The organism is Pseudomonas marincola (assembly GCF_900116605.1).
Taxonomy (GTDB): Bacteria; Pseudomonadota; Gammaproteobacteria; order Pseudomonadales; family Pseudomonadaceae; genus Aquipseudomonas; species Aquipseudomonas marincola.
The window spans coordinates 145,821-163,355 of the sequence record NZ_FPBC01000007.1; the positions used below are offsets into that span (position 1 = coordinate 145,821).

The 17,535-nt window shown below is 54.0% G+C and carries 18 protein-coding genes; 4 read left to right on the plus strand and 14 right to left on the minus strand.

What is annotated here, in order from left to right; all coding sequences use genetic code 11:
- Positions 1-14: 14 nt before the first annotated feature.
- From BM395_RS13140 to BM395_RS13180, 9 genes are all read right to left on the minus strand, one after another.
- A complete protein-coding gene (locus tag BM395_RS13140; protein WP_090512500.1) occupies positions 15-485 on the minus strand; it encodes a F0F1 ATP synthase subunit B in 471 nt (156 codons plus the stop codon).
- Between the two features lie 58 nt (positions 486-543).
- Positions 544-801: a F0F1 ATP synthase subunit C gene (atpE, locus tag BM395_RS13145; RefSeq protein WP_003097235.1), complete on the minus strand. Its 258-nt coding sequence runs from the start codon at positions 799-801 to the stop codon at positions 544-546.
- Positions 802-935: 134 nt separating this feature from the next.
- Positions 936-1,805, minus strand: coding sequence for a F0F1 ATP synthase subunit A (gene atpB / locus BM395_RS13150; protein ID WP_090512503.1), 870 nt, complete (start codon positions 1,803-1,805; stop codon positions 936-938).
- Positions 1,806-1,821: 16 nt separating this feature from the next.
- Positions 1,822-2,229: a F0F1 ATP synthase subunit I gene (locus tag BM395_RS13155; RefSeq protein ID WP_069900042.1), complete on the minus strand. Its 408-nt coding sequence runs from the start codon at positions 2,227-2,229 to the stop codon at positions 1,822-1,824.
- 160 nt (positions 2,230-2,389) lie between these two features.
- Positions 2,390-3,262: a ParB/RepB/Spo0J family partition protein gene (locus BM395_RS13160; protein WP_090512506.1), complete on the minus strand. Its 873-nt coding sequence runs from the start codon at positions 3,260-3,262 to the stop codon at positions 2,390-2,392.
- A gap of 18 nt (positions 3,263-3,280) precedes the next feature.
- Complete coding sequence (locus BM395_RS13165) at positions 3,281-4,072, minus strand: ParA family protein (protein WP_069900044.1); 792 nt, start codon at positions 4,070-4,072, stop codon at positions 3,281-3,283.
- 13 nt (positions 4,073-4,085) lie between these two features.
- Positions 4,086-4,745: a 16S rRNA (guanine(527)-N(7))-methyltransferase RsmG gene (gene rsmG, locus BM395_RS13170; RefSeq protein ID WP_090512508.1), complete on the minus strand. Its 660-nt coding sequence runs from the start codon at positions 4,743-4,745 to the stop codon at positions 4,086-4,088.
- Entirely contained in the window at positions 4,745-6,637 is a 1,893-nt protein-coding gene (gene mnmG / locus BM395_RS13175) for a tRNA uridine-5-carboxymethylaminomethyl(34) synthesis enzyme MnmG (RefSeq protein WP_090512718.1), read from the minus strand. The genes rsmG and mnmG overlap by 1 nt, the downstream gene beginning before the upstream one ends.
- A gap of 552 nt (positions 6,638-7,189) precedes the next feature.
- Positions 7,190-8,188, minus strand: coding sequence for a YeiH family protein (locus BM395_RS13180; RefSeq protein ID WP_090512513.1), 999 nt, complete (start codon positions 8,186-8,188; stop codon positions 7,190-7,192).
- 101 nt (positions 8,189-8,289) lie between these two features.
- Here BM395_RS13180 and BM395_RS13185 point away from each other — a divergent pair, with 101 nt between their 5' ends.
- On the plus strand, positions 8,290-9,186 hold the full coding sequence (locus BM395_RS13185) for a LysR family transcriptional regulator (RefSeq protein ID WP_090512515.1): 897 nt from the start codon (positions 8,290-8,292) through the stop codon (positions 9,184-9,186).
- 2 nt (positions 9,187-9,188) lie between these two features.
- Here BM395_RS13185 and mnmE read toward each other — a convergent pair whose 3' ends face one another.
- The 5 genes from mnmE to rpmH all read right to left on the minus strand — a co-directional run bounded on the left by mnmE (position 9,189) and on the right by rpmH (position 13,174).
- Positions 9,189-10,556, minus strand: coding sequence for a tRNA uridine-5-carboxymethylaminomethyl(34) synthesis GTPase MnmE (gene mnmE / locus BM395_RS13190; protein WP_090512518.1), 1,368 nt, complete (start codon positions 10,554-10,556; stop codon positions 9,189-9,191).
- Positions 10,557-10,633: 77 nt separating this feature from the next.
- Positions 10,634-12,382 carry a membrane protein insertase YidC gene (gene yidC, locus BM395_RS13195; protein ID WP_090512521.1) on the minus strand — a complete coding sequence of 583 codons (1,749 nt, stop codon included), beginning with the start codon at positions 12,380-12,382 and terminating at the stop codon, positions 10,634-10,636.
- A 2-nt stretch (positions 12,383-12,384) separates the two neighbouring features.
- Positions 12,385-12,630 carry a membrane protein insertion efficiency factor YidD gene (yidD, locus tag BM395_RS13200; RefSeq protein WP_069900050.1) on the minus strand — a complete coding sequence of 82 codons (246 nt, stop codon included), beginning with the start codon at positions 12,628-12,630 and terminating at the stop codon, positions 12,385-12,387.
- Positions 12,623-13,024 (minus strand): ribonuclease P protein component, encoded by a 402-nt coding sequence (gene rnpA, locus BM395_RS13205; RefSeq protein ID WP_212633025.1) that lies wholly within the window; start codon positions 13,022-13,024, stop codon positions 12,623-12,625. The genes yidD and rnpA overlap by 8 nt, the downstream gene beginning before the upstream one ends.
- A 15-nt stretch (positions 13,025-13,039) precedes the next feature.
- Positions 13,040-13,174 (minus strand): 50S ribosomal protein L34, encoded by a 135-nt coding sequence (rpmH, locus tag BM395_RS13210; RefSeq protein WP_003213577.1) that lies wholly within the window; start codon positions 13,172-13,174, stop codon positions 13,040-13,042.
- Between the two features lie 537 nt (positions 13,175-13,711).
- On the opposite strand from rpmH, the gene dnaA reads away from it, so the two are divergent.
- The 3 genes from dnaA (at position 13,712) to recF (ending at position 17,531) form a co-directional block, all read left to right on the plus strand.
- A complete protein-coding gene (gene dnaA, locus BM395_RS13215) occupies positions 13,712-15,214 on the plus strand; it encodes a chromosomal replication initiator protein DnaA (protein WP_090512526.1) in 1,503 nt (500 codons plus the stop codon).
- A 102-nt stretch (positions 15,215-15,316) separates the two neighbouring features.
- Positions 15,317-16,420 carry a DNA polymerase III subunit beta gene (dnaN, locus tag BM395_RS13220; protein WP_069900052.1) on the plus strand — a complete coding sequence of 368 codons (1,104 nt, stop codon included), beginning with the start codon at positions 15,317-15,319 and terminating at the stop codon, positions 16,418-16,420.
- Positions 16,421-16,427: 7 nt separating this feature from the next.
- Positions 16,428-17,531: a DNA replication/repair protein RecF gene (gene recF, locus BM395_RS13225; protein WP_090512528.1), complete on the plus strand. Its 1,104-nt coding sequence runs from the start codon at positions 16,428-16,430 to the stop codon at positions 17,529-17,531.
- Positions 17,532-17,535 lie beyond the last annotated feature (4 nt).

Sequence of the window (17,535 nt, forward strand, 5' to 3'; positions counted from 1 at the left end):
GATCGCGCCCTCGCTTAAATTTCGGCTGCCAGTTTGGAAACCAGCTCCGCATGCGCGTTTTGGTCGATCGAAACGCCCAGGATCTTCTCAGCACCGCCGACAGCCAGTGCGCCAACTTGGGCACGCAGGGCGTCTTTAACGCTGTTGATTTCCTGTTCGATCTCGGCCTGAGCCTGAGCCTTCACGCGGTCAGCTTCAACGCGGGCCTGTTCACGGGCCTCGTCGACAATCTGAGTGCCACGCTTCTTGGCTTGCTCAATGATTTCAGCTGCCTGTGCTTTAGCTTCGCGCAGTTGCTGACCCGCTTTCTCTTGGGCCAACTCCAAATCACGAGCTGCACGGCTGGCAGCGTCCAGACCCTCTGCGATCTTCTTTTGACGCTCTTGCAGAGCTGTAATGACCGGAGGCCATACAAACTTCATGCAGAACATCACGAAGATGAAGAAGGCAACGGCCTGGCCAATCAGGGTTGCATTAATGTTCACGCCAACACCTCGCTCGTTCGTTGTTCAACAAACCATCTCACTCGTAATAACCGAGTGATTAGCCTGCGATTTGACCAACGAAGGGGTTCGCGAAGGTGAAGAACAGTGCAATACCAACACCGATCATGGTCACGGCGTCGAGAAGACCGGCGACGATGAACATTTTCACTTGCAGCATAGGAACCATTTCCGGTTGACGCGCAGCGCCTTCCAGGAATTTGCCGCCCAGCAGGCCGAAACCAATGGCAGTACCAAGGGCGCCCAGGCCGATTAGCAGAGCAACAGCGATCGCAGTCAGACCAACTACAGTTTCCATTTTTCCTCCCGACTTTTATGTCGTATTGGTTAAGTGTTACTAAGGTTAAGCGTTAAAGCTAAATCGTTTTCCAGCAAGCCCTTGCGGGCGTCCACCGATATCGCTGCGCACCTTTGCAGGTACGCGGTGCGCTATTAGTGGTTGTCTTCGTGTGCCATCGACAGATAGACGATGGTCAACATCATGAAGATGAACGCTTGCAGCGTGATGATCAGGATGTGGAACACAGCCCACGCCCAGTTCAGGGCAATACCCAGCGCGCTGAGCAGGAACATGCCACTGCCGAACATCACGGCAATCAGAATGAAGATCAGTTCGCCGGCATACATGTTACCGAACAGACGCAGCGCCAGAGAGATAGGCTTAGCGACCAGTGTTACGAACTCAAGCAGGAAGTTCACCGGAATCAGCAGCGCCTGAACCACAATGTTCTTGCTGCCGAACGGGTGCAGGGTCAGCTCGCCGACGAAGCCGCCGATGCCCTTGACCTTGATGCTGTAGAAAATGATCAGAGCAAACACCGACAGGGCCATGCCCAGGGTCGCGTTTGGATCGGTCGTCGGAACTACGCGGAAGAAGACGTGCTCGTTGCCGGTGATTTTCTGCGCCAGAACCGGCAGGAAGTCGACCGGAATCAAGTCCATCAGGTTCATCAGGAAGATCCAGACGAAGATGGTCAAGGCGAGCGGAGCAATCAGCTTGTTACGGCCGTGGAACGTGTCTTTGACACTGCCATCGACGAACTCGATCATCACTTCAACGAAGTTCTGCAAGCCGCCAGGCTGGCCGCTGGTAGCGCGCTTGGCTGCCATGCGGAAAATGAGAATGAAAACCAGACCAAGAACCACAGACCAACCCAGGGTATCCACATGGAATGCCCAGAAGCCCATTTCTTTAGCTTGTTCTGCTGTGTGAGCGAAACCCCAGTCACCCGAAGGCAGCTTCCCGAAAGTCAGGTTCTGCAAGTGGTGCTGGATATAGCCCGAAGCGGTTTGTTCTGCCATGTTTGCCTCAAACGCCCTAAGGTTTCAAAAATCTTGTTTTCATCAGCAGCGGTGCGAACCAGTTGACCAGTTGGGTCAGCAGGAAAACGCCAAATACTGCCAGCGCATCCAAAGGTTTCACCCCTGCAAACGTCAGCGTAAACAACGCTGCCGTCAGAATTAATTTGCCCGCCTCGCCGGCATAAAAAGACCGCACGATGGCTTGAGCTGCCCGGGCTCCGCTAAAGCGAAAAGCCTTGTGGGCAAAATACACATTAGGCAGCCATGCAATCAGGCCACCACAAAGACCGGAGTATCCTGCGATCGGGCCGCGCCACTGCCAAAAGACAGCAGCCAAAAGCAGCGCAACAATCAACTGTACGACAAGAACCGGGAAGACCGGCCAACGATGGAAAGGCAGGCGATTTGGCGTGCGGGTATCCATCACTGTTTCCTGAAATCAGACCTCTGGCTTCGACGACCGGGTATCCCAACACAGTTGGCATAGTTTATGCCGTCGAAATGCGCGCAGAGTATAGGGGCGCAGGCCGCCCCATTCAACTGTCAGGTAGTGATTTCCGACTAGTGCTACATGGCTAAATGTTTCAGTGGATGTGCGCGAGCACTCCTTGCAGTTCATCCAGCGAGCTATAACGGATGACCAACTGGCCCTTGCCCTTCTGTCCATGCTTGATCTGCACGGGAGAGCCCAAGCGCTCAGCCAGACGCTGTTCCAGCCGGGTGATGTCCGGGTCTGCTTTAGCTACAGCAGCGGGCTTCTCTTTGCTGTTCAACCACTGACGAACCAGCGCTTCAGTTTGGCGCACAGTGAGACCGCGTGCGACAACATGTCGCGCACCTTCAACCTGCTGTTCGAGGGGTAGGCCGAGCAATGCACGGGCATGACCCATTTCGAGGTCGCCATGCGAGAGCAATGTTTTAATCTCTTCCGGCAAGCTAATCAAGCGCAACAAGTTGGTGATGGTCACACGTGACTTACCCACGGCATCAGCAACTTGCTGTTGAGTGAGTTGAAATTCCTGCTGCAGACGCTGCAACGCCATCGCTTCTTCGATCGGATTGAGGTCTTCGCGCTGAATGTTCTCGATCAGCGCCATGGCCACGGCGGCTTCATCAGCCAACTCGCGAACCATTGCCGGAATCTTTTCCAGCCCGGCTTGCTGCGATGCGCGCCAGCGACGTTCACCGGCAACGATCTCGAAACGCCCCTTGGCGATCGGGCGTACGACGATGGGCTGCATCACACCGTGGGTCTTGATCGAGTGCGCGAGTTCTTCCAGCGCAGTCACGTCCATATCCCGACGCGGCTGATACTTGCCGCGCTGGATCAGGTCCAGTGGCAGATATTGCAGTTCGTTAGGATCAACCTGTGTGGCTTCTTCTTGCAGCTTATCGACGGTGGAACCGCCCAAAAGAGCGTCCAAGCCACGTCCAAGCCCGCGTTTTTTGGCGGCCATGCGCAATTCCTTATTCGATTACAGTGCGGGCGCTTTGCGAGCGTTTGCACGCTGACGGCGAACCAATTCGCCAGCCAATGCCAAATAGGCGATGGCCCCCCGCGATTGCTTATCGTAGCTCAGCGCCGGCATACCAAAACTCGGGGCTTCAGCCAGTCGTACGTTACGCGGGATGACCGTTTGATAAAGCTTGTCGCCAAAATGTTCCTTCAACTGAGCCGACACATCATTGGTCAGGCTCATGCGAGGGTCATACATGGTGCGCAACAAACCTTCAATTCTCAGTTCAGGGTTGAGCAACTTGGCGATGCGTTGAATGCTGTTGACCAGATCACTCAAACCTTCCAACGCATAGTACTCACACTGCATCGGGATGATCACGCCGTCAGATGCCACCAATGCGTTAACGGTGAGCATGGATAAAGCCGGCGGACAATCGATGAGGATGTAATCGTAGTTTTCGCGGATCGGCGCCAACGCATTACGCAGGCGGCTCTCCTTCATTTTCACTTCAAGCAAATCAACTTCTGCAGCCGTGAGGTCACGGTTAGCCGGCAGTAGCTGGTAACCGCCATGCTCGGAGAACTGCATTGCCTCGACCAGATTGCATTCACCGGTGAGCACGTCATAAATCGAATTTTCCAGCGCATGCTTATCCACACCACTGCCCATGGTGGCGTTGCCTTGCGGATCGAGGTCGATCAACAGCACGCGGCGTTTGGTGGCGACCAGAGAGGCAGCCAGATTGACGCAGGTGGTGGTCTTGCCCACGCCGCCTTTCTGGTTAGCTATTGCGAATACCTTTGCCATACTGCTTTTCCCCTTAGACCAAGCGTCGCAGTATCAACAGATGGCGCTGACCTTGGCAACCGGGAACCTTGAGAACATGCGTTGCGGTCAGACTAAAATCTTCTGGCAGCGCTTGCAGTTCATCATCCGGATGCACGCCTTTCATTGCCAACCATTGGGTATTGCCATCGCCCAAATGACGCGTCCAGTCAGAAAAGTCCTGCAGCGAACTAAAAGCCCGGGAGCAAATACCACTGAATGGCTGCGCCGGCGTGAATGCTTCTACCCGGCTGTGGATAACTTCAAGGTTGGCCAGTTTCAGCTCAAGTTTTACCTGAGTCAGAAAACGGGTTTTCTTACCGTTGGAGTCCAGCAGGGTGAATTGCTTCTGCGGGAACAGGATGGCCAATGGAATACCTGGCATTCCGCCGCCGCTGCCCACGTCGAGCCAGTTATCCCCAGCCTCGGCGACAAACTTGACCACACTTAAGCTATCGAGCAGGTGCCGCGAAACCATCTCATCGGGGTTACGCACCGCGGTCAGGTTATACGCCTTGTTCCACTTGATCAGAAGTTCGAGATAGCCAAGCAGCAATTGCTGCTGTTCGGCAGAAACCTCAACACCGAGTTCACGAGCACCACGAGCGAGTTCTTCTGCATGCTGGCTTGTTACGAAAGTTTTTACACCGCTCATCAAGCGCTCTGCTCCAACTGGCGACCGGCACCGCGTTTTTTAAGGTGAATCAGCAACAGCGAAATCGCCGCCGGGGTAACACCCGGAATACGTGAAGCCTGGCCCAGTGTTTCCGGGCGAGTAGCGCTCAGCTTGGCCTGAATCTCGTTGGACAGGCCGGAAATCGTTGAATAGTCGATATCGGCTGGCAGCTTGGTGTCTTCACTGGCGCGCAAGCGGGCGATTTCTTCTTGCTGGCGGTCAATGTATCCCGCGTATTTGGTTTTGATCTCGACCTGTTCGGCAACCTGCGGATCAAGCGCGCCGCCACCGGTGACTTCAACCAGCCCTTGATAATCAATTTCCGGACGCGTCAGCAGGTTGAGCAAATTGTACTCGTGAGTCAGCGGTGTGCCGAAACGCTCGGCAATGGCCGTGCCTTGCGGCGTATTCGGGCGCACCCATGTATTTTTCAGGCGTTGTTCTTCAAGCGCAATGGCCTCGCGCTTGGTTTCAAATGCTGCCCAGCGCTGATCGTTGACCAAGCCCAGTTCGCGGCCCTTTTCAGTGAGGCGCAAGTCGGCGTTGTCTTCACGCAGAATCAGGCGATATTCAGCCCGTGAGGTAAACATCCGATACGGCTCTTGCGTACCCAGGGTGATCAGGTCGTCGACCAGCACGCCGATGTACGCCTCATCGCGACGCGGACACCAGGCATCTTTGCCCTGGGCGCGAAGTGCAGCGTTGGCACCGGCCAACAGACCTTGCGCACCAGCTTCTTCGTAACCGGTGGTGCCGTTGATCTGGCCTGCAAAGAACAAACCGCCGATAACTTTGGTTTCGAGGCTGTATTTCAGATCACGCGGATCGAAATAGTCATATTCAATCGCATAGCCGGGACGCACGATGTGAGCGTTTTCCATGCCGACAATCGAACGCACGATCTGTATCTGCACATCGAACGGCAATGAAGTCGAAATACCGTTCGGATACAACTCATGGGTATTCAGGCCTTCCGGCTCGATGAATACCTGATGGCTCTGCTTGTCGGCAAAACGATGAATTTTGTCTTCGATAGACGGGCAATAACGCGGGCCTACGCCTTCGATCACACCGGAATACATCGGTGAGCGATCAAGGTTGGCGGCGATGATTTCGTGAGTGCGCGCATTGGTGTGAGTAATCCAGCAACTGACTTGCTGCGGATGCTGCTCTTTGCTGCCCAAAAACGACATCACTGGAATCGGTGTATCGCCCGGTTGCTCGGCCATCACCGAGAAATCCACAGAACGACCATCGATACGCGGTGGTGTGCCGGTTTTCAGACGTCCAACACGCAGCGGCAATTCACGCAAACGGTGCGCCAGTGCAATCGACGGAGGATCACCCGCACGGCCACCAGAGTAATTCTGCATACCAATGTGGATAAGTCCGCCGAGGAATGTCCCGGTAGTCAGAACTACCGAATCCGCCATAAAACGCAGTCCCATCTGGGTAACTACGCCTTTGACTTCATCGTTCTCGACGATCAGGTCGTCTGCAGCTTGCTGGAAGATCCACAGATTTTCCTGGTTCTCCAGGGTTTCGCGAATAGCGGCCTTGTACAACACGCGATCTGCCTGAGCCCGTGTAGCGCGGACTGCAGGACCTTTGCGGCTGTTGAGCACACGAAACTGAATGCCACCTTTGTCGGTCGCTTCAGCCATTGCGCCGCCGAGTGCGTCGATTTCCTTGACCAGATGGCTCTTACCAATCCCGCCAATTGCCGGGTTGCAGCTCATCTGCCCCAGCGTTTCCACGTTATGAGTAAGCAGTAGGGTTTTTACACCCATGCGTGCAGCTGCCAACGCAGCTTCGGTGCCGGCGTGACCACCGCCGATAACGATCACTTGAAAACGGGAAGGGAAATCCACCACGCACCTCGTGCCTGTACTGAAAAATGAGGCTTTTATCAGAGAACTCGCGGGCCTACTTCGCTGGGTAGTCCGGCATTTCTCAAGGCGTGCCATTGCGTAATAACGCTCAAATGCCACTGAAAAGCTGAATAGCCGGTAAGTATAGGCAGTTAAGCGACCTTAAAGAAGCCTTTTGCACAAAAAATAGCCAATCAGCCCTTAGCGCCCAAACGGTCCTGATTTGGCAATGCAGACGAGTCAGCTAATAAGAATAAAAAAGAAAGAATTTTTATAAAGCTTTGTTTATATGTTTATAAAGTAGCAAGCACTTTTCTGTGGATACATTGCTACAAGCCAATAAACACGTACTGTACAGCGATGTATGGAACTGTGTTAAGCCTGCCATCTAACTGTCAGATAGCCGTCACTAAGCTGTGGATGAAAGAGCTACTTATGCACAGGGCAGTTTATCCTCAACTTTGTCACCTGCTTATGGACCGGGCTTAGGGCCGCTTTTCCACAGGGTTTATGCACACCCATAAAAGCCGTGGATAAAGAGGCCCTAAGGTCTTACTGCGGGATGACCAAGGTATTCAGGAAGAAGCCACCGCACAGCAGCAAAGTGAAGAGTATGGCGCCCATCAGCATCGGTTTAGCCCCAGCCTGCTTGAGTACACGCCATTGTGTCTGGCTACCCAGTGCTGCCATGGCCATGGCCAAAGTCAGTTGGCTGATCATCTGCAAGCTGTGGATAACCATTGGAGGTAAGGCGACCCAGCTGTTGATACCGGCTGCAGCAATAAATCCGAGAACAAACCAAGGAATGTTGATTTTGCGTGTGGCGCTGCCTGCTGTTTCCTGGCCTTTGCTCTTGCGCATCATCACGCTGCTGAGAATCAGGATGAATGGAGCCAGCAGCATCACTCTGATCAGCTTGACCACAACTGCAGACTGCAAGGCTTCGCCGCTCACTGAGTCACCCGCAGCAACTGCCTGAGCGACCTCATGGATGGTGCTGCCGATGTAAATCCCGAAGTTATGATCAGTCATGCCGCTAAACTGAAAGATCAGTGGATAACTGAACATGGCCAGCGTGCCAAACAGCACAACAGTGGCGACAGCTACAGTCACGTGTTGTTGTTTGGCTTTAACCACAGGTTCACTGGCAAGAACTGCAGCCGCGCCGCAAATTGCGCTGCCCGCAGATATCAGGATGGACAGCTCGCGGGGCAACTTGAACAGTTTTATCCCCAGCCAGGTTCCTATCAGCAAGATGCTGGTGGTGACCATGATGTCCAGGACAACAGCTTGCCAACCGACTTGTACGATCTGTTGAAAGCTGAGACTGAAGCCAAACAGGATAATCCCGGTGCGCAACAGACGTTGCTGGCAGAACCGGGTGAATGCCTGTTCCCGTGCAGTTGGCGTTTGTTGATTGAAGTGGCCATAGATAACGCCGAGCAGAATGGCCAGTGGCAGGGCGCTGAGCCCCAAATGGGCAACCGCTGGGATTTGCGCGAGAAGCAGCGAAGCGATTGCGATCAGTGGCAGTGCTATCAGAGTACGCATAGTTATTCACAAGGCTGAAAAATGTTAGGTCTAATAGTGCGCCGGTGATACTGTTAATAAAAATGGATTGTTTTAATGCATTACATAAGCTGAGCTGAACTATGAGCGTATCGATCAGGCAACTGAAGATTTTCGAAGCCACCGCACGCCTGGGACGGCTGACTGCCGCAGCGGATGACCAAGCCATCAGCCAGTCGGCTGCAAGTCAGGCGTTGAAAGAGCTGGAATCGGAATTAGGTTATCCACTGTTCATGCGCATCGGTCGTGAACTGGTCATTACCGATGCTGGGCGCAATGCGCTGCCGAAGGTGGGACAGATCCTGCAAGCTCTGGACAGCCTTATGCACAGCGAGGCTGATGAAATCAGTGGTGTGCTACGCGTTGCAGCCAGTGTGACCATTGGCAGTTACTTGCTGCCTGGTCTGTTGAGCCGATTTATCCACAACCATCCTCAGGTTGATCCCGATGTTCGCATCAGTAATACCGGAGAAGTCATCAGTGCTGTGGAAAAGGGCCAGGTCCATATTGGCTTGATAGAAGGTCCCGCCACCCATAATCATTTGCTGATTACGCCGTGGAGCGAAGACCAGCTGGCAGTCTTCTGCCGACCCGACCATCCACTCGCCGCTGTGGGTAAGTTAACTGCCACGCAAATAGCGCAGCAGCGTTGGGTCTTGCGCGAGCATGGCTCAGGCACGCGTGCCGTATTTGACGCTGCCGTTCAGCAAGTCTGTGGACAAGTTAAATTGGCGTTGGAGTTGAATCGTCAGGAAGCTATCAAGCAATCGGTGAAGGCTGGATTGGGAATCGGTTGTTTGTCTGCCTTGTCGATTGCAGAACAGGTAGACGCCGGTGAGCTGGTGGTTTTGCATACACCATTGGAATTACGCCGGCGGTTTTCGCTGGTTTCCCCCCCCGTTGAGCAGAGTAATGCCTTGGTCAGGGCCTTTATCGAGCATTTACAACAGCATGCCAAGGCTGAAACTGTGGATAAGTAAGCTTACTTACCGATACAGAAGCTGGAAAAAATCCGTCCGAGTAAATCGTCAGAGCTGAATGCCCCGGTAATTTCGCCCAAGGCTTGCTGGGCGTGACGCAGGTCTTCCGCCAACAGCTCACCAGCGCCTGCCAGTGTCAGTTGTGCATAACCATGCTCAAGATGCGCTTGCGCTTGATTGAGCGCGTCGAGGTGACGTCTGCGCGCACTAAAGCTGCTCTCGGCAGTCTGTTGATAACCCATGCAGCTTTTCAGATGTTCGCGCAGCAAGTCCAGACCATCTGTAGATTTCGCCGAGAGGCTGATGGTGACATGAGCATCGCTGCTCACCTCCAGCGCAATGTTCTCGTTACTCAGGTCTGCTTTGTTGCGAATCAGCGTCACCTTGGCCGGATCGGGTCGAATATCGAGAAACTCGGGCCACAGGCTAAACGGGTCACTGGCTTCCGGTGCTGTTGAGTCCACAACCAGCAAAATCCGATCGGCCTCGCTAATGGCCTTGAGGGCGCGCTCGACCCCGATCTTTTCCACATGGTCTTCGGTATCGCGCAGCCCAGCGGTATCGACCACATGCAGGGGCATGCCATCAATGTGGATATGTTCGCGCAGAACGTCGCGGGTGGTGCCAGCTATCTCGGTGACGATTGCCGCTTCTCGGCCGGCAAGTGCATTGAGCAGGCTGGATTTACCGGCGTTCGGCCGTCCCGCAATCACTACGTTCATACCGTCGCGCAGCAGTGCGCCCTGCCCGGCTTCACGCAGCACATCTAGCAAGTCTTCGCGCACAGCCTGGAGCATGCTGAGCACATGGCCATCCGCGAGAAAATCGATTTCCTCTTCTGGGAAATCAATCGCCGCCTCAACGTAGATACGCAGATTGATCAGGCGCTCGGTCAAGTTATGCACACGTCTTGAAAACTCACCTTGCAGGGAGCGCACAGCATTGCGCGCCGCCTGTTCGGAACTGGCCTCGATCAAGTCGGCAATCGCCTCTGCCTGGGCCAGGTCGAGTTTGTCATTGAGAAACGCCCGCTCGCTAAACTCGCCGGGTCTGGCCAGCCGTGCGCCGAGTTGTACACAGCGGCGCAGCAACATATCGAGCACCACGGGGCCGCCATGGCCCTGCAATTCGAGTACGTCTTCGCCGGTGAATGAGTTGGGGCCTGGGAAATACAGCGCCAGGCCCTGGTCAATGACAGTATCGTCTTCGGTAAAAAAATCACCGTAGTGGGCATAACGTGGGGATAACTCGCGCTGGCAAATGGCAACAGCCATTTTTGCCGCCAACGGTCCGGAGATTCGCACAATGCCCACACCGCCTCGACCCTGGGCGGTGGCAACAGCGGTAATGGTATCGCGGGCATTGTGCATAACTTTCTCCAAACGCTGAATAGCAAAACGCCCCTTGTTACAGGGGCGTTAGCTTTATCTTAGAAGCTGCGCAGCATTTAGGCGGGATTAGCGGCCTTGGTTGCAGCTTCGATCTTGCGAGTAATGTACCACTGCTGTGCGATCGACAAGCAGTTGTTCACAACCCAGTACATAACCAGACCAGCAGGGAACCACAGGAAGAAGAAGGTGAAGATGATTGGCATCATTTTCATGACCTTGGCCTGCATTGGGTCCGGCGGCGTCGGGTTCAACTGCTGCTGGATAAACATGGATGCACCCATGATGATCGGCAGAATGAAGAACGGATCCTTGATCGACAGGTCAGTGATCCAGAACATCCAAGGTGCCTGACGCATCTCGACGCTTTCCAGCAGTACCCAGTACAGCGCAAGGAATACCGGCATCTGAACCAGAATCGGCAAGCAGCCACCCAGCGGATTGATCTTCTCTTTCTTGTAGAGCTCCATCATTCCCTGAGACATTTTCTGGCGGTCATCGCCAAACTGTTCTTTCAGGGCTGCCATCTTCGGCGCAACAGCACGCATACGTGCCATCGACTTGTAGCTCGCTGCAGACAGCGGGAAGAAAATCAGCTTGATGATGCAGGTCAGGACGATGATCGACCAACCCCAGTTACCCAACAGGCTGTGGATATGTTCGAGCAGCCAGAAAATCGGCTGGGCAATGAACCACAAAATACCGTAATCGACTGTCAGTTCCAGGCCTGGCGCCAATGAACCCAGGTGTTTCTGGATTTTTGGACCGGCATACAAGGTCGCGCCAATTTCACCTTTGCTACCGGCAGCAATGCTGACGGATGGGCTGGTGTAACCGACGATGTAGTTACCTTGGCTGTCTTTACGGGTTTGGATCACGTTGCTGTTATTTTGATCCGGTATCCAGGCCGTCACAAAATAATGCTGCAACCAGGCAACCCAACCACCGTTTACAGTTTCTTTAACCGGCTGTTTGTCGATGTCCTTCATCGAAACTTTTTGGTAGTTCGACTCAGGAGTTGCCATCGCAGCGCCGAGGTAAGTCGCGGTGCTGGTTGCGGTTGTTTTCGACGGGTCATCGCTGTTGTCGCGCTTGAGCTGGGCAAACATGCTGCCGCTCCAGGCTTCACTGCTCTGGTTGTCGATCAGGTATTTCACATCAACCTGATACGAGGACGGATCAATACAGCCAGGCTTTTTCAGCATCTGCTCTTTGGCTGAACACTCTGGGTTCAGACCACGCTTGAAGCTGAAACGCTTGATGTAATTGATGCCGCCTTCGTTCAGTGTCAGATCAACCACCAGCTCATTCTGACCTTCAGCCAGTTGGTAGTTCTTCTGGGCACTGTTCCACAGCGCACGACCGCTGGATTTGTCCGGTGCATTGCTGCCGATCAGGCCGCTTTGCGCCAGATAAATGCGCTCGCCGCCGTTGTCGAACAACTGAAATGGAACATCCGGGCGATCCTGACGACGTGGATACTGCGGCAGGGTTAGCTGAACAACATCACCGCCACGTGGATCGATGGCCAGATCAAGAACGTCGGTCTTAACCCGAATCAGTTCATTGCTTTTGGCGATTGCCGAGGTATCCGGCTTCAGCTGTTCGCTGTTGGTGCTCGGAATGTCGTCATGGTTACCAGTGGTAGCTACCGGGGTATCCGGCAAATCAGCACTATTTGGTGTGCTGTTGACTGTCACATTCTGAGTCGGCAGGTCTGCTTGGCCGTAATCCTGGTTCCATTGAAGAACCATCATATAGGACACGACTGCCAGGGCGACGATCAGGATCGAGCGTTTGATATCCATGATTATTCGGCCATCGAAGAGGTACGGGATTTATGCACAGGAGGAACCGGATCGTAGCCGCCGGGATTCCACGGATGACAGCGGCCCAGCCGACGTACGGTCAGCCAGCTACCGCGCATGAAACCATGTTGATCAATGGCTTCATACGCATAGCAGGAGCAGCTTGGATAAAAGCGACAGTGACTCGCCATCAGAGGGCTGATGGCGTAGCGGTAGAACTGGATTGGGATCAAAGCCAGTTTACGCATGGGTACCGTCACTTATCCCAGTCGGCGCGTTAACACCGGGACTGGGTTTACTACGAGCAAGACGTTTCCAGAGTTTGCTGAATTGGTGTGCCACTTCAGCATTATCCAGATCGCCAAAACCTTTACGCGCCACAACCACGATGTCCCAGCCCACCAGATTTTCCTGGTTGAGGCGGAACGATTCGCGGATCTGGCGTTTCAGTCGGTTGCGTTCGACCGAGAGCTTGACGCTCTTTTTACCAATCACCAAACCCAAGCGGGGGTGATCTAAGTCGTTGTCACGCGCTAGCAGCAGGACATTTCTGCCCGGAGCTTTACCGCTGGGGGAGTCGAAGACTGCCTTGAATTGGTGCGGAGTAAGCAGGCGCTTATCCCGACCGAAGCCTCGACTCACCACAAGACAGAAATATTAAACGGCGAGACGAGCACGGCCCTTGGCGCGGCGACGCGACAGGACAGCACGGCCGTTCTTAGTAGCCATGCGTGCACGGAAACCATGGGTGCGAGCGCGTTTGATGGTGCTAGGTTGGAAAGTGCGTTTCATGGTGTGTTACCTGATTGATCGACAACGGGCCGGAATGGCCCCCGTTTTAAGAGACCGGCGATTGTAGAGAAAGCCGAGCCATAGGTCAATTTCCAACCAATACCGATTAGCAGGTAATTCGCCGGTCAATAGAAATATAAGGAAGAGATTATTTAAAGCTTTCTTGTAATGCTTGTAATACTTACATAGGCCATTATCTGTGGATAAGTACCTGGAGGCTAGTATCTTCGGTTATTACAGCGTTTGGCAAGTCTGTCAGAAAGCCGTGCTGCCGTTGTTCAGTTCAGGCGCACAAGCTGAGGATGAAAGGCGTTTTTATCCACAGGCAGGTTTTTCACAGGGTTTTGGTCCAGGTTATGCAAAGCCCTCACATGGTGTTATCCACAGAGCAACTTTATCCAATGAATAACTTTTGTGTTTCATTAACACTTTGATTTTGCATAGCCATAAAGCACGTTTTCATGTGGATAACTTTGCTGGCGGACGATACAATGGCGGCTGATTTTGGCTAGATGCCATACGATTTAGGGGATATCAGTGTCTGTGGAACTTTGGCAGCAGTGCGTAGAGCTTCTGCGCGATGAACTGCCTGCTCAGCAATTCAACACCTGGATACGTCCATTACAAGTTGAAGCCCAAGGCGACGAGCTTCGTGTCTATGCACCGAACCGTTTTGTGCTCGACTGGGTCAATGAAAAGTATGTAGGCCGCTTACTCGAGTTGTTGAACGAGCGCTCGGACGGTCATGCGCCTGCTCTTTCCTTATTAATAGGCAGCCGCCGCAGCCCTGCTCCGCGTCTGGCTCCTCAGGCGCCCGTGCAGCAACCACCTGCTCCGCAGCCAAAAGCACCCGAGCCGGTTCAGCCCGAACGCCAGGAGCCTGTGTATAACGAGCCGCAAGAGTCGGACCCGTCACGTTCGCGGTTCGACACCATGGCACAGGGCGGTGGGACTCAGCCTCCGGCTCAGCAGCCGCAGCGCCACGAACGCTCAGTACAGGTTGAGGGTGCGCTCAAGCACACCAGCTACCTCAATCGCACCTTTACCTTCGACAACTTCGTTGAGGGCAAATCCAACCAATTGGCCCGAGCTGCAGCCTGGCAGGTTGCCGATAATCCAAAGCACGGCTACAACCCGCTTTTCCTTTACGGCGGCGTCGGCTTGGGTAAAACCCACCTTATGCACGCTGTGGGTAACCATTTGCTGCAGAAGAATCCGAACGCCAAGGTTGTATACCTGCACTCGGAGCGTTTTGTTGCGGACATGGTCAAGGCGTTGCAGCTCAACGCTATCAACGAATTCAAGCGCTTCTACCGCTCGGTGGACGCGTTGCTGATCGACGATATTCAATTCTTTGCCAAGAAAGAGCGTTCACAGGAAGAGTTTTTCCACACGTTCAACGCACTGCTTGAAGGCGGTCAGCAGGTCATTCTTACCAGTGACCGTTACCCGAAAGAAATTGAAGGACTGGAAGAGCGTCTGAAATCGCGTTTCGGTTGGGGCCTGACCGTTGCGGTCGAACCGCCTGAACTTGAAACCCGTGTTGCGATTTTGATGAAGAAAGCTGATCAGGCAAAAGTCGATTTGCCGCACGATGCTGCCTTCTTTATTGCACAACGCATCCGCTCCAACGTGCGTGAACTTGAAGGCGCACTCAAACGTGTTATTGCGCACTCCCACTTCATGGGCCGTGATATTACGATTGAGCTGATTCGTGAGTCGCTAAAGGACCTTCTGGCACTTCAAGATAAGCTGGTTAGCATTGATAATATTCAGCGTACGGCTGCTGAGTATTACAAGATCAAGATCTCCGACTTGCTGTCCAAGCGGCGTTCACGTTCGATTGCACGGCCTCGTCAGGTGGCGATGGCGCTGTCGAAAGAACTCACGAACCACAGTTTGCCGGAGATTGGTGATGCGTTTGGCGGTCGTGACCACACAACGGTGTTGCATGCTTGCCGCAAGATTGCTGAACTTAGGGAATCCGACGCGGACATCCGCGAAGACTACAAGAATCTACTGCGAACACTGACTACTTAACCAAGGCTGTTGCCTGGCCCGTTACTGGCGCAAGTAACGCAGTAGGCCTACAGCAGACTCTTAGAATTCGTATCGCAATTTCACGAGGCAAGGGACTAGACCATGCATTTTACAATTCAACGCGAAGCCCTGTTGAAACCCCTGCAACTAGTCGCCGGCGTAGTTGAACGCCGTCAGACCTTGCCGGTTCTCTCTAACGTACTGCTGGTTGTTGAAGACCAGCAGCTGTCGCTGACCGGTACTGACCTTGAGGTCGAGCTGGTAGGCCGCGTAGCGCTCGAAGATGCTGCAGAGCCAGGTGAAATCACCGTGCCTGCGCGCAAACTGATGGATATCTGCAAGAGCTTGCCGAGCGATGCCCTGATCGATATCCGCGTGGAAGATCAAAAGCTGCTGGTTAAAGCCGGGCGCAGCCGTTTCAGTCTGTCGACCTTGCCTGCCAACGACTTCCCGACTGTAGAGGAAGGCCCAGGCTCACTGACGTTCAATCTGGTGCAAAGCAAATTGCGCCGCCTGATTGAACGCACCAGCTTCGCAATGGCTCAGCAGGATGTTCGCTACTACCTCAACGGCATGCTGCTTGAAGTACAAAGCGGCGTGCTGCGCGCTGTAGCAACTGACGGCCACCGTCTGGCGATGTGCTCGATGCAGGCTGAGATTGGTCAGGCTGATCGTCACCAAGTGATTGTGCCGCGCAAAGGTATCCTCGAACTCGCGCGTTTGCTCACCGAGCAAGATGGCATGGTCAGCATCGTTCTGGGTCAGCATCACATCCGTGCTACCACCGGTGAGTTCACCTTCACTTCCAAGCTGGTAGACGGCAAATTCCCGGATTACGAGCGCGTATTGCCGCGCGGTGGCGACAAGCTGGTGGTTGCAGATCGTCAGGGTCTGCGTGAAGCGTTCAGCCGTACCGCTATTTTGTCGAACGAAAAGTATCGCGGTATTCGCCTGCAGCTTGCAGAAGGCCAACTGAAAATTCAGGCCAACAACCCTGAGCAAGAAGAAGCTGAAGAAGAGATTGCAGTTGATTACAACGGCAGCTCGTTGGAGATCGGTTTCAACGTCAGCTACTTGCTTGATGTGCTGGGCGTGATGACAACCGATCAGGTTCGTTTGATTCTGTCCGACTCGAACAGCAGCGCACTGGTGCAAGAAGCAGACAACGACGACTCTGCTTACGTCGTTATGCCGATGCGCCTGTAACCGCTCAATGTCCTTAAGCCGCGTCACTGTCACCGCGGTGCGTAATCTGCACCCGGTGACAATCTCCCCCTCCCCGCGAATCAACATCCTTCATGGCGCCAACGGCAGCGGTAAAACCAGCCTGCTTGAAGCCATTCATCTCCTCGGTTTAGCGCGCTCATTTCGCAGCGCTCGCCTGCTCCCGGTTATCCAGTACGAACAACCTGTGTGCACGGTGTTCGGCCAAGTGCAGTTGGCCGATGGTCGTTTAAGCAGTCTGGGTGTTTCACGCGAGCGCCAGGGTGAGTTTCAAATTCGCATCGACGGTCAGAATGCACGCAGCGCCGCTCAGCTTGCTGAGACGTTGCCGCTGCAACTGATTAATCCGGATAGTTTCCGCTTGCTCGAAGGCGCGCCGAAGATTCGTCGGCAGTTTCTCGATTGGGGAGTGTTCCACGTGGAACCTCGATTTATGTCTGCATGGCAACGCTTGCAGAAGGCCCTCAGACAGCGGAACTCATGGCTCCGGCATGGTACACTTGACGCCGCGTCACAAGCGGCCTGGGACAGGGAACTGTGCCTCGCCAGCGACGAGATAGACACGTATAGGCGCGCCTATATTCAAGCGCTGAAACCGGTGTTTGAAAAGACCCTGAGTGAGTTGGTCGAGCTGGAAGGTTTGACGCTGAGTTATTACCGGGGTTGGGACAAGGATCGCGAGCTACAGGAAGTACTGGCTACTTCACTGCCTCGTGACCAGCAGATGGGACATACTCAATCTGGTCCTCAGCGCGCCGATTTGAGATTGCGTTTAGGCGCACATAACGCCGCTGACATCCTCTCACGAGGCCAGCAAAAATTAGTTGTCTGTGCTTTGCGTATTGCGCAAGGCCACTTAGTTGAAAAGGCCAAGCGTGGCCAATGTATCTATCTGGTGGATGACTTACCGTCAGAACTGGATGAGCATCATCGCCGCGCTTTGTGCCGTTTGTTAGAAGACTTGAACTGCCAGGTGTTTATCACCTGTGTAGACCATGAATTGTTGCGGGAAGGCTGGCGCACGGAAACGCCAGTTGCCATGTTCCACGTGGAACATGGCAGCATCACCCAGACCCACGACCACCAGGAGTGAAGGC